Source organism: Coprococcus eutactus, assembly GCF_001404675.1.
Classification (GTDB): Bacteria; Bacillota; Clostridia; order Lachnospirales; family Lachnospiraceae; genus Coprococcus; species Coprococcus aceti.
Genome location: NZ_CYXU01000006.1, coordinates 128,724 through 143,014, shown reverse-complemented (window position 1 = coordinate 143,014; position 14,291 = coordinate 128,724). Strand labels below are relative to the sequence as shown.

The following is a 14,291-nucleotide window of genomic DNA, read 5'->3' as shown; positions in this document are numbered from 1 at the left end:
CGTGGTTAAAATCGTGGTAAATACTTCTATGCGATTAGACGCTGAACCTCTGATTTTGCAGTATCTATGGACGCATGAGCATACCAGTTCATTGTGATACTGATGTTTGAATGTCCCATGATATACTGTAAATCTTTTGGGTTCATGTTCTTACTTGCCAGCCTTGTGCAGAACGTATGGCGTAGTGTATGCGGTGTGATATGTGGCAAGGGATTGTCCTTATGGTGCTTGTTGTATTTCTCTACCATACGGACAAAAAGCATATTGTAATCAATCGCAACTTTGGGCTTGCCTTTATGATTTACAAATAGAAAGTTGCCCCGTCCGTCTATCACAAATGGTTCTGCCTTTGGGCGTTTCTTCATAACCCGTTGAAATGCTTGTATCGTTTCTCTGCTTAATGGCACTTGCCTTGCTCCGCTTTTTGTCTTAGGCGTTTCAATATAGTAGCCCTGTTCCTTGCTCTTTAATAACTGGTGGTCGATAATCACAACTTCATTCTTGAAATCAATATCGGCTACTGTCAGTCCGCACAGTTCCGAGATACGAAGTCCTGTCTTTAACAGTATCAGCACATCATCATAATACTTGTGATACACATTGTCCGCCTTGATGAATGAGAGTAGGGCTTGTTCCTGTTCCTCTGTCAATGCGACTTTCTCTTTGGTATCATTTTCTATAACTTCACTTAACTTGAAATCAAAAGGGTTTTTCCTTACACAATCGTCTTGTATGGCGATATAGAATGACGCTTTTAACGAGCGTTTATGGTTGTTAATGGTGTTATAGGAAAAGCCTTTGTCTTTCATGCGTAACGCCCATTCCTTAGCGTCAGAGGGTTTTATCGTATCAATGCTCCTAGCACCTAACTTGTCCTCTTTCAATAACCGCATGAGCTGTTCCCGTTGTTTCTGTGTGCTCTTCTTCACGTTTGCCCTCTGTGTGTTCTGTTTGGCGTAGAGTTGGCAAAGCGTCATTTTCTTGCCTGTGCTGTCGATACCGTCCTCAATATCCCGTCTTATCTGCTGTTCCAGTTCACGAAGTGAGGGTTTTTCCCGTTTTCCCTTTGGTGTCGGGTCTGTGGGTGTCAATCTCCAAGCATACACATATTTTGTGTTTCCAAATGCGTCCACATATTTATATAAGTATTTCCCGTCTGTTCGTTGGCTCTCTCCAGTATGCAGGATACGTCCTTTGCTATCCCGTCTTTTTTCTTTCATGGTGTCTGCTCCTTTCCTTGTTGGAAAGAGCCTTGATATGACTTGTATTCATCATAACACATACAAGGCTCATTTGCATTAGATTGCGTCCAATTTGTCAATGACCTTTTCAAACTGTCGGCGTTTAATCTGTATGCGGTTGCCATTCATAATGAGCCAGCCAGCGTCCTTGTTTTCCTCTGCCAATCGTCTTAACTTGTTTTCTCCGATACGGAAATATTTTGACGCTTCTTCAATGGTAAGGGTGTATTTTTCCCATACGGGAATATCGTTGTTATTCATCAGATACCCCCTTTCCCATGTTTCGTGTTATATTGGATATAGGGGATAAGATCGGTGCGGTCTATCCTCTGTAAGTGGGCGGTTAGTTTACTGGAAAGGGAATTGCTGTATCTTGCCTTATCAAGCATAGTTCCCACTTTTTCCAGTCCACCTAATGCGTCATGTTCTTCCAAGAAGTAAAAACTTTTCACAGCGGAAATCACGCCACCCTCTGTGAGCCATTGCTGTGTTTCCTCAAGAGAATTATGTAGTTTCGGTACTTGCAGTTTTAAGACTTCCATAGCCCCTAAAAAGCGTTCCCAAAACCGACACGTTTTCCATCTGCTCTTATTACTTTCATTTCTGTTTGGCACGACAAAGCGTAGGTTGTTTGCCAATAGCCCGAAAGCCAGTTCCCCAAGTTCCAGCGGTCTGTCTTTGAATGTCATGGCAAAAGCATGAGCCTTATCATCTCGCAGTTGCATTTCTGTCCGTTTCCAACTGCCGACTTCATCAAGTGTCTTATTATGTTTTGAACAGACTTCCTTATCTTTGTCATAAAAGCGGTAGGACAATCCCGATTTACCAGCACCAATATAAACAGTCTTTGCAGTGTCGAAATCATCAAACTTGCTTTCGTCAAAGTGGTAGCCCTCACTATTAGAAATAAATTCCTCTTTTTCGCATTTCTTCTTTATCTGCTCTATGGTAAAGAATGGCTTTTCGTTCTTATCATCAATGGCAATATCAAGTCTTGTGAAATGGAAATTATCCAGTCCGTATCTTCGCTCACAGCGTCGGAACATATCCCCAAAGGTATAATTCCTACTGTCGAGAATACGGAAAATATCATCACAACCTCTGCCAGTCATAACAAGATAACAGCCTAGCCCCTGTGGGTTGTCCTCTGTCTTTCTTGCGTCCCCCGATACATAAATATCTCCAATCTGCCAGCGTGCCTGATAAGTCTTGAATTTTATCGTTGCTGGATAAACATTGAAAATGTCAGTCGGTAAATCTAAAATGTGCATGATTACATCTTCAGCGGTTGCCGTTTCAAATACAATGCTGATGTAATCAATCTTAACGGATAAATTTTTGTGTGTAGTTATAGTGCATTTCTCCTTTCGTATGCCCCGTTTTTTTGCGGGGTAAAAATTGTGTTTTTTCCTTTATTTATCACAGTTTCTAGGTACTATGACATGTATACGCAGGGCGGTGTTACATATACGCCCTTTATGAACGCCTAAAGGCGTTCCCTTTCTTCCTGTGTCTGATCCGTTCTTAACGCTCACGAGCCTTGTAAGGCTCGTGGCTAAACGGAACAGCCCCAGTCAGAAACCTTATTTTCGGTCTGATAGTCTATGCTTATTCATGCTATCAAAATGAAAATACATCTTTTCTATGCTTACTCAAGCGTGTGATTGACCCTAGCGTGCTTAATCACTCTATCTGATACGATAATAACGCCATTAGAATTACTTGTCAAGAAGTTTTTGTTGACTTTTAGATATATATTAAGTATGATATGCTTATAAATACCAAGAAAAGCAATGAAAGGAGTGTTTATACTAAGTCATGGAGCATTACGAAAAGAAAATCAGTTTCTTAGGAGAGAACATACAGACCATAAGAAAGCATAGAGGAATGAAACAACAGGAACTTGCGGACAAAATCGGTATCAATATGCAGAGCCTTTCCAAGATTGAACGTGGCGTGAATTATCCTACCTTTGATACGCTGGAAAAGATAATGGACGTGCTGGGAGTAACACCCAATGAATTATTGTCGGGAGAATGGAAGTATATTGACCACACCGAGCCCTATATCATGGATATTATCAAACGGGAACAAGACTTCAATGTTTCCTTAGATTACCTGTCTGAAAATGAATTTTTCGATGATGAAAAAGAATGCACATTTTACAAGGCATATAAACTCATACAGTATATCCATAACTACATTACCAATGAGGTTACGGAGTTGGAAGAACTTATGGAAATCAAGCAGTTGATACAGCGTCAAAAACTGGAACGCATGATAAAAGTACATAAGGAAATGCGAGGGTTAGACCGATACAGAGAACAGCCCAAAGAGTATAAATACCATGACCCTTATGATGATTGGATATTTCGTCAGCTTGCGGATATAGACAACAGAAACAACATTCCCGACACTTCTCCACAAGTAGACTTCAATGAAGCAGACTATGAAGATTATCTAAAGGCGAAATGGAACAGAGGTCTTTAATTTCCTCTTGCATGGAAGATACAGCAAACAAAAAGCCCAGTAAAGAGTGCAAAGCACCACCAATGGTGGCAAGGCTCTTGACAGGGCTTTTTCTTTTCTGTTGTGGGGTAATCAAGAGGAAGAAAGAAAAAGTGTGCATTTTTGTTCCATAAATGCTAAGGGTATGCTGATTTTTATTGTGGCGGATATATGGAACTGTTATAATATGGATATGAAGAAAGCGACAAATTTGAAAGTGTTAATAATTTTCAAACAGCCTCATTGCATGGAAATAAGAAACAGACTATCCTTAAAGTAGGAGGTGGCACAAATGGCAAATGAAGATAAAAAAGATTTTAATGCTATGTTGCATGATAGTAAGGATATGCCAAAATTTCAAATTATCATAGACCAGAAAAGTATTGAGAAATATGGTGGAAACAAAATGTATTTTGCTCCCCCGATTGACTATGACAAAGTAATGAAAAAAGTTCCGTATGGTAAAGTGATTACGGTTGGAAAAATACGAGAACACTTTGCAAAATTGAGTGGTGCAGATTTTACAGAGCCGATTACAGCGGGTATATTTGTTTCTATTGTAGCGTGGGCGAGTTATCAGCGTTCCGAAGATGAAACACCCTATTGGAGAACATTAAAAGCAAACGGAGAATTAAATGCTAAATATCCAAATGGTATTGAAGCACAGAAAGAAAAATTAGAAGCAGAGGGACATACCATTATTCAAAAGGGGCGTAAAAATATACGATACTATGTAAAGGACTATGAAAATTCTCTTTTTGATTTGAAATAGGCAAATTCTATTTCACAATTTCATATCTCTATACACAAAGCAGTTAGTCTTAGGATTGACTGCTTTTTTCATACCTAAATTTCAGATTGGAGTGATGAAATGGTGTTTGTTAGAGCTGTTCAGTAAGATTATCGGTGCATAAAATTTTATTGTGGTGCAGATATGAAAATGATATAATGTGGATATGAAGAAAGCGACAAACTTGAATTTGTCGAGCTGGTTAGTTCGAGATAATTTTGAGTTTGTTAAGATGTGGTGCACTTGATGGAATCACAGGTACGACATCATATTATGGAGGATGAAATAGATGATAGGTTTGATTGTTGCGAGGTCAAAGAATAATGTTATAGGCAAGAATGGTAATATACCATGGAAAATAAAGGGAGAACAAAAGCAATTTAGAGAGTTAACAACGGGTAATGTGGTTATTATGGGGCGAAAGTCTTATGAAGAAATCGGTCATCCGTTGCCTAATAGAATGAATATTGTTGTTTCCACCACAACAGAGTATCAAGGAGATAATTTAGTTTCAGTTAAATCATTAGAAGATGCATTATTATTGGCTAAAGGACGAGATGTATACATATCTGGTGGATATGGACTATTTAAGGAAGCTTTGCAAATAGTAGATAAAATGTATATCACAGAAGTAGATTTAAATATTGAAGATGGAGATACATTCTTTCCAGAATTTGATATCAATGATTTTGAAGTTTTGATAGGGGAAACACTTGGTGAGGAAGTGAAATATACGAGAACATTTTATGTAAGGAAAAATGAATTGAGTAGATTTTGGATTTAGGGTGTTTTCATAAATATATTGCTTTTTATGCATATATAAATTGTTGTAAGACAAATTCCAGTTTGAAAAGGGGAAATGAAAAAGTGGCAATTTCAAATATAAATACAATTATTAGTAATGATATTCAAAAAGTTTGGAACATTGTTTTAGCTGTTGATAAATATAACTCATGGCGAAGTGATTTGAGCAAAACAGAAATAATAAATGACAAACAATTGTATTTGAAATTATATATCCTTTTTTTTCTGGTGAAATATTTATTATTTCTAAATCTTCAAGATATTTTATGGTTTGCATCAGATTATACGGATTCAAGGAAATTTTATCGATAATCTCAGAAAAATATTCTAAATTTTCATCATTATTAGTTCTTGTCAATTCTTGAAGGAATAAAATACCTTGTTCTCGATCTTTAAATCCATTTAATGAAACAGAAATGCAATGTCTTATATTTAAATTAACAATACTGTATAACAATTCGGAGGTTTTGGCAGTCAAATAATCTGTATTAAATACACATACTATTATAGACTGATTTATTGATTGTTGATTTACAGAATACTTAATGTATCTTTCTATAAAATTTTGAAATGCTTTTCCTGAAAACTGAAAGTTATCAATTATTATGGCATTTTTGCCTTTTGAAAGCTTTTCAAATAATATATCCTCATATTTATTTAATACTTCTTGTAAATCTTCTTCGGTTATGCTATTCATAATTACTCTAAATAAACTGGTTGCTTTTTCAATAATGTTATCTTCAGATAAAAATTTTTTCCTCGAGGAAATAAATATTTTCTCTTCTAATAAATCTAATATTTCATCACTTGGCATTTCATAAAGAAATGCAATAAGCTCCTTAATATAATAATGAGAAGAGTAATTCTCTTGGGCAGAGAGATTAATAATTTCATATCCTTTCCTTAAAAAGATATTTTGGCACTCTGTTATTACTCTCGTTTTGCCAGTCCCACTACTTCCAGATATTACTAACCCTGAAATATAGGGATTGTTTATTAATATCTCTTGTACATCATCCAACAAATTTAAATAATAACTCCCTATTAATCTAGTTTGTCCAACCCAATTACATTTTACAGAAATCTTTTTGGACTCCCACTCAAAGCATTTACCATTTCGTGCACAAACAAACAATATATGGAAACTTGGAAGCTTTATAATAGGTTTATAAACTATTTGTCTCATATTTAAAGATACGGAACATCCTTCACCTTTTTTTAAACAAGTATGATACCATCTTTTCTTATCAGAGCGTATTGTTTGAAAAAAATATTCGAAATAAAATCGATCAGGATCGTCATCAGCAAATTCAATATAAACATCAACTTGATCTTCATAAAACGCATTGTTTAAGCAAAAAGTCAAAGAGAATGTTTCATTATAATAAATTTTATCAATCGATTCATAATTTACAAAAACTTCTGAATCATCATAGATTCTAGAGATTCTATTCTGAAAAAAATAAATATTAATAAATGAATTTTGGTCTATGACTGATTTGCGATTACTCATATATTTAATAGGAGAGTATCGTGCAGGAAGTTTTGATGCATAAGAGCATATAAGTTCATCAATATTTTCACCATCAAAAAAACGAACGGTTTTATGCGTTTTCTCTCCATAAGCTAAAATCTTATCTTTGGCAAATCTATTTATGTTGGATCTGCTAAAAAATAAAATTTCATTTACTTCATATATTTGTGCCATAACAAGCGTTGGCGCTAAAATGTTCATTGCAATTGTATTTGAATAATTTTTGCATTCAGCCCATAGATTTTGATCCGATAAATGCAACCAAAAGTCTCTATTATGATCATGACTCCCTCCTGTCTCTCTCCATTTTTTTCCATACATTAAATATAATAAATATCTTACTAATTTTTCAAACTCGCGTCCATTCCCCTTTTCCTTGCCATTTTTATCTTTTTCTATAAATTTTTTCCAATATTCATGTGATAATATTGCCATTATTTTCCTCGCTATTTTTATAATTTTAAATGATAATTACCTATTATCCGTATAAATACCACCGCTGCCGAGATTGATTAAAGGTGCAAAATAAAAACAAAGCATATCCCCCGAAGGATAATATGCTTTGCTCACATAACTAAATATTAAAATTATTTCTCGGATGTTTAGTTGCCAAAATACTTCGTTGTTTAGCAAGCGCAACGTGAGTATAAATCTCAGTGATGTTGATGGAGCTGTGCCCCAGCATTTCCTGAATATAGCGGATGTCCACATCAGCTTCCAGCAGACTGGTTGCAAAAGTATGTCTGAACATATGTGGAGTTATGTGTAGATCGATTGCGGCAAGAGCGGTATATTTATTTATCATTCTGCGGACAGTCTGATCGGTCAGTGACCGACCGGATTGATTTGCAAAGAAGTGATTGCAATTCATTATCTCGGAATGAAAATCAACTTCATATTTGTTCAGTATACTTATGACAGACGGATTTCCTATCTGAAGTCGGCGCTCTTTATCACCCTTGCCATATATAAGGATGCTTCCATCGTACAGGTTGATATCGTTGACTTTCAGCGCACAGAGTTCAGAAATTCGCATGCCGGTTGCAAATAAAAGTTCAATAACGGCTGCGTCTCTCAGAGAATTCCTTCTTTGATAGATAGTTTTGGCACAATTAAGCTGTTCATAAATGGTGGACAAAATTGTTTCAACGGTGTGAAGTGGAATGGTCTTGGGTAATATTACGGGCTCTCGAAATTTGAGCTGCAGTTTATTGAACGGATTTCTATCCAGGATTTCCTTGTATTCAAGATAGTGAAAAAATGCTTTTGCAGATGCAATTTTACGTTTTACGGTCTTGGGCTTGTATTTATTATGAAGTTCACCGATGTAATCCTCCAATATACTGGTGGAAACGTCGGTGATGTCAGATGAGCAAAGATAGTCTGAGAATTGCTTTAGATCGATCTTATACGCTTTCAGAGTTTTTTCATCAAGGCATTTCTGTTTACCACAGTATTCCAAATAGTTTTTTATCAATGTTTGCATGTTGTCCATAGTTGATCTCCTTTGTATGTATTTGTCAGAATTATATGGTACAGGAAAAAAGTAGGAAAGTAATTGAGACTGCTAAATATGGCGTAAATAATAAAAAATACGGGAATCAAGTAGTACTTAAGGTGTAACTATGATAAAATTATTATGGTAATTGTGAAGATATCAAACATGTTCGTGAAGATGGAAGTGAATATTGGAGTGCGAGAGAACTTGGCCCGGCACTTGATTATGTACAGTGGAGAAATTTTGAAAAGGTAATAAAAAGAGCGATGATTGCATGTGAGAATAGTGGACATAGGGTTTCTGACGATTTTGCTGAGGTCAGCAAAATCGTTGAAGCAGGAATTACGTCGAAACCAACAAGAGATTACGAATTATCCCGATATGCATGTTATTTGGTAGTACAGAATGGAGATCCACGTAAGGAAGTCATAGCTTTAGGTCAGACATATTTTGCAATACAGACATACAGACAGGAAGTCGCTGATCATTTTAATGAGTTGGATGAGGATAATAGGAGACTGGTGGTTCGGGGCGATATCAAGCAGTGGAATCAGATGTTGGCAGAGACTGCTCATAATGCTGGAGTAATAACAAATGAAGAATTTGCTTTTTTCCAAAATGCAGGTTATATGGGTCTGTATGGAGGACTTGATGTAGACGATATCCATTCAAGAAAACAGTTAGAAGTTGGGCAAAAAATACTTGACTATATGGGAAGTACGGAGTTGATCGCAAACTTGTTTCGTATATCTCAGACAGAAGAAAAGTTGAGGAAAGACAAAATACAAGGCGCTGATAAGGCAACATCAGTTCATTATAATGTTGGAAAAGAAGTGCGCACAGCCATAGAAAAGATTGGTGGCACGATGCCTGAAGATCTTCCAACGCCAGAAAAAAGTATTCAACAGATCGAGAAAGAACAAATGGAACGATTAAAGTTGAAGGCGAAGAAAGGAAAGCTAATGCTTGATGAATGAGCGCTGGACTATTTGGCGATATTGGAAAGCACAAGCATTATATGTCCTGACCAGACATTTACCCAGAATTTACTTTCAGATGGTGTTGACATTTACAGAAATAAGACTAGTATATGTTCGATATGAAGTATGATATGGGAGGACAGATATGGGCAGTTATGTAATATCGGACATTCACGGATGCTATGACGAGCTGATCCGGATGCTTGAGAAGATAAATTTAGAAGACAGTGACACTCTGATATGTGCCGGGGATTATGTGGATAAGGGGCCAAAGAACGCTGAGGTGCTGGAATGGATAATGAATGTTCCGCCAAATGTCATTCTGCTACGAGGCAATCATGATGAGGACTTTGCACAGAATATAGAGGCGATGAGGATCATCAGCTACAAAATGGATCTTGACAGGGATAGCCTGCAGGACACGAAAACTTTGTACCGGTCGATGAAGAAGCTTGCGAAAAAAGATTCCAGCGTAAAGTTTGACCGCTGTGAGACGGTATATGAGCTGATAGAATCCGGATATACTTTCTCGCGGTTATGTGCAGTGGCGGACCTGATAAAGAACATGCCGTATCTATATGAAACGAAAGTGTCTGGCAGAAAATGCATAGTAGTTCATGCCGGATACATCAGGAGACTTGATACGCCGGAACTTAAGACCAGGTACAGCTCAAGGGAAGAGTTCTATATGAACGCCAGGGGTGATGGATTTACAGATGGCGGCATCATGCACGGCATGGTAGTGGCGGGGCATACTCCAACGATCAAAGAGGAGGAGTTTGCATATAATGATGGATGGGTATTTCGAAGGTATGACGAGGAGCGGGACTTTTTGTTCTATGACATTGACTGTGGATGCTGGATGAGATATACAGGGAAAAAGAACGCAAGACTTGCATGTTTCAGGCTCGAGGATGAAAAGACGTTTTATGTGTGAGGTTGTGAAGTCCTGAATTAGTGGACTTCACAAATTTTTCACAAAATTTATTAGCACTCGGTGTTGACGAGTGCTAACAGAAGTGGTATAACATAATCAGTCAAAGGAAAGAGCTTCTAAATAGAAATTAACGATAAGCCTTGAAGCGATCCTTTGAAAAGAAAACGAAATTATTAACATGTATATACCTGATGCGATAAAGGCAGAGGGGATAGATATTGGAAGGAGAGATGACTTATGTTAATGCCTAGTATTATTGGAGATAGCTTTTTAGATGATTTCTTTGGATATCCTGAGAGGACTTATACAGCACCAAAGCAGACGCAGATGAATGGATTTATGCAGGCTGATGTAGCCGAGAGCGAGGATGCCTACACAGTTGAGATGAATCTTCCAGGAGTTAAGAAAGAGAATGTGAAGATAGAGCTCAAGGATGGATATCTGATCGTGAACGCTTCTACAAAGAGTGAGACTACAGAGGAGGATAAGAAGACAAAGTACATCCGCAAGGAGCGTTACAGTGGCTCAGGCAGCAGAACCTTCTATGTTGGCAAGGATCTGACTCAGGAAGATATCAAGGCCAAGTTTGAAGACGGAGTGCTTAAGCTCACAGTTCCAAAGATTGAGAAGAAACCGGAAGAGCCAAAGTCAAAGTATATAACAATTGAATAACATACGATAGACAGATTACTTTCATTTGTATATAAAAGTCCGGCACAGGAACCTCCCTCCTGTGCCGGATTTTTTGTGGCATCATTGTTGATTGACAACCTTAACTCACAGATTATAATGGGAATAAGCATAATTACAAACAAGACAAGGAGATGTATGACATGAGATACAAGGCAGCGATATTTGATATGGATGGAACAATACTCAATACTCTGGAGGACCTGACAGACAGTACAAACTATGCACTTGCTCATCATGGATTCCCTGAGAGAACTATAGATGAGGTTAGAAGATTTGTTGGGAATGGCATACGAAAGCTCATTGAGAGAGCTGTGCCGGCGGGAACTGATGTGGCAACTATAGATAAGGTGTTTGATACATTTGCTTCTTATTATAAAGAGCATAGTGCCATCAAGACCAGACCATATGACGGAATACATGATGCCATCGCAAAGCTCAGGGCAGCAGGTGTGAAGACTGCGGTCGTGTCCAACAAGGCGGATTTCGCAGTCCAGGATCTGTGTGTTGACTATTTCCCGGGAATGTTTGATTTTGCACTTGGCGAGAAGTCTGGCATAGCAAAGAAACCGGCACCTGACATGGTGGAGGAGTGCCTCAGAACGCTTGGTCTTGAGAAGAAGGATGTTGTATATATAGGTGACTCTGATGTGGATCTTGCCACAGCAAGAAATTCTGGAACGGATGTCATCATGGTTGGCTGGGGTTTCAGGGATGAGGAGTTCATCATGAGCCTTGGAGCACCATTTGTCATTCATGAACCACAGAAGATAGTTGACATAATACTGGGAGAGTAGCGGATGCTGACTTATTCATTTGATGACAGGGGGATGGATTTCCTCTATGAACATTTGTACAAAGAGATAAAAAATGACATATTAATGGGAAATCTTAAAGCCCATGAGAAGCTGCCGTCAAAGAGGGCACTTGCAGCTCATCTGAATGTGAGCGTGGTCACTGTGGAGAATGCCTACAGCCAGCTTCTTGCGGAGGGGTATATTTATTCCAAGCCGAAGAGCGGGTTCTATGTGTGTGACGTGAAGGCCGAGGATGCGGATGTTGTGGGAGTGCGCAATGCCTACTATGCCAGTGAATATAAGGGTGGTACAGAAGGTTCCGTAATGAAAGATAATGCAAGGCAGAACATGACCTCAGATGAATCGGACGTTGCATACTTGCGCGGAATACGATCGGAAGACCATGTGACAGAGCATTCTCATGTGATCAGGGAACACGCAGAATCCCCTGGCCAGAACAGGTTCTTTGCCGACTTTGTAAACAATTCCACCCTCAGTGAGAACTTCCCATTTTCGACATGGACGAAACTCATGAGGGAGACGATGATGGATGACCGGGAAAAGCTTATGAAGAGATCACCGTCTGGTGGTATATTTGAACTCAGAAAGGCCATTGCGGATTATCTCTATCAGTTCAGGGGGATGTCTGTAAGCCCGAACCAGATCATAGTCGGCGCGGGAACGGAATATCTGTATGGTCTTATCATACAGCTTCTCGGCAGGGACAGCGTATACGGTGTGGAGAATCCGGGATATCAGAAGATACAGCACATATACGATGCATATCAAGTGAAATGCTGTTATATAGACATGGATGAGAGCGGTGTCAACATAGATTCGCTAGAGCGGTCCGGGGCTGATGTGGTGCATATATCACCGTCACACCATTTCCCTACGGGAACTGTCACTCCGGCGAGCAGGAGATATGAACTGCTGGGCTGGGCGGCAAAGCAGGAGGGCAGATATATCATAGAGGATGAATATGACAGTGAATTCCGTCTGGTGGGCAATCCGATCCCAGCACTTCAGAGTATAGATGCCTCAGATAAGGTCATATACATGAATACATTTTCAAAAAGTTTGTCATCAACCATACGAATAAGCTACATGGTATTGCCAATACCGCTCATGGTAAGGTATAATCATGTACTAAGCTTTTATGCGTGTACGGTGTCGAATTTTGATCAGTATACACTCACAAGATTTATCCAGGAGGGGTATCTGGAAAAGCACATCAACAGGATGAGAAAGTTTTACAGGAACAGCAGGGACAGGATACTTGGTTGTATCAGGAATCATAGGCTGTATCCACAGGTAACGATAAAGGAAGAGAATGCAGGTCTTCATTTCCTTATGGAGATCGACACGTCATACACGGACAGAGAGATGGTGGACAGGGCTGCCGCGGCAGGAATCAACATATCCAGCCTTAGCCAGTACTGCCACGGAAAAGAGCAGGAGGACAGCCACACACTGGTTATCAATTATTCGGGCATAGAAGAAGACATAATAGAGGAAGCCTGTGACAGACTTCTTGAGAGTGTGGTGCGCTTGACGACATAGCATGCAGACGCCGCGCGGAGCGCATTTCATGCGTTTGCAGGAATTTTTCGTAAGGAGGACAACGGATGAAGATATCATTTGATTCACTTGAGGAGCAGAATATTCAGAACTTTAAGGGTGGCGAAGGCGTATTCAAGCCACGCATGCACGTAGGCAATTACAACAAGATCATGAGGGCAACACTTCCAGCCGGAAGTTCTATAGGACTTCACACACATGACACCAACAGCGAGATCATATTTATCATCTCAGGAGTTGGAACCATGGAGTATGACGACACCATGGAGATACTCAATCCGGGCGACTGCCATTATTGTCCGCCGGGACACAGCCACAGCCTGAAGAACAACGGCGATGAGGATCTGGTGTTCTATGCTGTAGTGCCAGAGCACAATTAGAAGAGAATAATATAAGAAAATAAAAAAGAGGTTCTCCCAATCAATGTAATTGGAATATATCTGGAATTCCGGGTGCGCATCAGAACGTGGAGACCTCTTTTTTATTTGTTATCAAGTGATTAACTTGATATATATGCGTTAATTCATGTCACATCTAGAAAAGCCTCTGATAAATGTAACAGTTTTAGTGAAGATTTCAGATACTTTTAATGTTTCGATAGATCAGTTGATACTTGGCAGAAACAGAGAGGTGGGGGCCTTGGATAGTAAACATGTAAGAGAGGGAGAACAGTGTAAAGAAGCAATAATTCATAGAATGCTAAAATTAAATTATTTTGATGGTGAAAAAAAGATAAGAAAGGTGCTAACTTTATAATACTATCACTGGATAGACTGTTTTATCGCAGTTTACATAAATTTTACGTGCCTGCATATTGAAAAATACGATACAAAATGCTAGTATAATAGCAAATTTATGGTGATGGAATTTAAGCTAGTAGATACACAAGAAGTGTGTCTGCTGGCTTTTCTTGCTTTTTACATAGATTTTA

At 38.6% G+C, this 14,291-nt stretch carries 15 protein-coding genes; 10 read left to right on the top strand and 5 right to left on the bottom strand.

The genetic code is table 11. The annotated features are described in order from the left end of the window. Positions 1-26 precede the first annotated feature (26 nt). The 3 genes from ARA78_RS11750 to ARA78_RS11740 form a co-directional block, all read right to left on the bottom strand. Positions 27-1,220: a site-specific integrase gene (locus ARA78_RS11750; protein ID WP_009243571.1), complete on the bottom strand. Its 1,194-nt coding sequence runs from the start codon at positions 1,218-1,220 to the stop codon at positions 27-29. A 78-nt stretch (positions 1,221-1,298) separates the two neighbouring features. Beyond that, on the bottom strand, positions 1,299-1,502 hold the full coding sequence (locus ARA78_RS11745) for an excisionase (RefSeq protein ID WP_002610247.1): 204 nt from the start codon (positions 1,500-1,502) through the stop codon (positions 1,299-1,301). Continuing rightward, positions 1,502-2,512 (bottom strand): replication initiation factor domain-containing protein, encoded by a 1,011-nt coding sequence (locus ARA78_RS11740; RefSeq protein WP_009243570.1) that lies wholly within the window; start codon positions 2,510-2,512, stop codon positions 1,502-1,504. The genes ARA78_RS11745 and ARA78_RS11740 overlap by 1 nt, the downstream gene beginning before the upstream one ends. Before the next feature lie 547 nt (positions 2,513-3,059). On the opposite strand from ARA78_RS11740, the gene ARA78_RS11735 reads away from it, so the two are divergent. From ARA78_RS11735 to dfrF, 3 genes are all read left to right on the top strand, one after another. After that, positions 3,060-3,731: a helix-turn-helix domain-containing protein gene (locus ARA78_RS11735; RefSeq protein WP_002322214.1), complete on the top strand. Its 672-nt coding sequence runs from the start codon at positions 3,060-3,062 to the stop codon at positions 3,729-3,731. A 310-nt stretch (positions 3,732-4,041) separates the two neighbouring features. Next, positions 4,042-4,521, top strand: coding sequence for an MGMT family protein (locus ARA78_RS11725; protein ID WP_002322212.1), 480 nt, complete (start codon positions 4,042-4,044; stop codon positions 4,519-4,521). Between the two features lie 307 nt (positions 4,522-4,828). Then, the gene (gene dfrF / locus ARA78_RS11720; RefSeq protein WP_002322211.1) at positions 4,829-5,323 is read left to right on the top strand and encodes a trimethoprim-resistant dihydrofolate reductase DfrF; all 495 of its coding nucleotides are present in this window, start codon (positions 4,829-4,831) and stop codon (positions 5,321-5,323) included. Between the two features lie 111 nt (positions 5,324-5,434). Here the strand turns inward: dfrF and ARA78_RS14055 are convergent, their stop codons facing one another. After that, a complete protein-coding gene (locus ARA78_RS14055) occupies positions 5,435-7,312 on the bottom strand; it encodes a restriction endonuclease (protein WP_055280563.1) in 1,878 nt (625 codons plus the stop codon). A 139-nt stretch (positions 7,313-7,451) separates the two neighbouring features. After that, positions 7,452-8,372 (bottom strand): tyrosine-type recombinase/integrase, encoded by a 921-nt coding sequence (locus ARA78_RS11710; protein WP_022216262.1) that lies wholly within the window; start codon positions 8,370-8,372, stop codon positions 7,452-7,454. Positions 8,373-8,533: 161 nt separating this feature from the next. On the opposite strand from ARA78_RS11710, the gene dinD reads away from it, so the two are divergent. From dinD to ARA78_RS11675, 7 genes are all read left to right on the top strand, one after another. After that, a complete protein-coding gene (dinD, locus tag ARA78_RS11705) occupies positions 8,534-9,352 on the top strand; it encodes a DNA damage-inducible protein D (RefSeq protein WP_055273773.1) in 819 nt (272 codons plus the stop codon). A 148-nt stretch (positions 9,353-9,500) separates the two neighbouring features. Beyond that, on the top strand, positions 9,501-10,292 hold the full coding sequence (locus ARA78_RS11700) for a metallophosphoesterase (protein ID WP_055273771.1): 792 nt from the start codon (positions 9,501-9,503) through the stop codon (positions 10,290-10,292). 237 nt (positions 10,293-10,529) lie between these two features. Beyond that, positions 10,530-10,964 (top strand): Hsp20/alpha crystallin family protein, encoded by a 435-nt coding sequence (locus ARA78_RS11695; protein WP_022215836.1) that lies wholly within the window; start codon positions 10,530-10,532, stop codon positions 10,962-10,964. 161 nt (positions 10,965-11,125) lie between these two features. Further along, positions 11,126-11,779 (top strand): HAD family hydrolase, encoded by a 654-nt coding sequence (locus tag ARA78_RS11690; protein ID WP_022058003.1) that lies wholly within the window; start codon positions 11,126-11,128, stop codon positions 11,777-11,779. Positions 11,780-11,782: 3 nt separating this feature from the next. After that, the gene (locus ARA78_RS11685) at positions 11,783-13,342 is read left to right on the top strand and encodes a PLP-dependent aminotransferase family protein (protein WP_055273769.1); all 1,560 of its coding nucleotides are present in this window, start codon (positions 11,783-11,785) and stop codon (positions 13,340-13,342) included. 65 nt (positions 13,343-13,407) lie between these two features. Next, positions 13,408-13,740, top strand: coding sequence for a cupin domain-containing protein (locus ARA78_RS11680; RefSeq protein ID WP_004850052.1), 333 nt, complete (start codon positions 13,408-13,410; stop codon positions 13,738-13,740). Between the two features lie 145 nt (positions 13,741-13,885). Then, positions 13,886-14,116, top strand: coding sequence for a hypothetical protein (locus ARA78_RS11675; protein WP_015533769.1), 231 nt, complete (start codon positions 13,886-13,888; stop codon positions 14,114-14,116). Positions 14,117-14,291 lie beyond the last annotated feature (175 nt).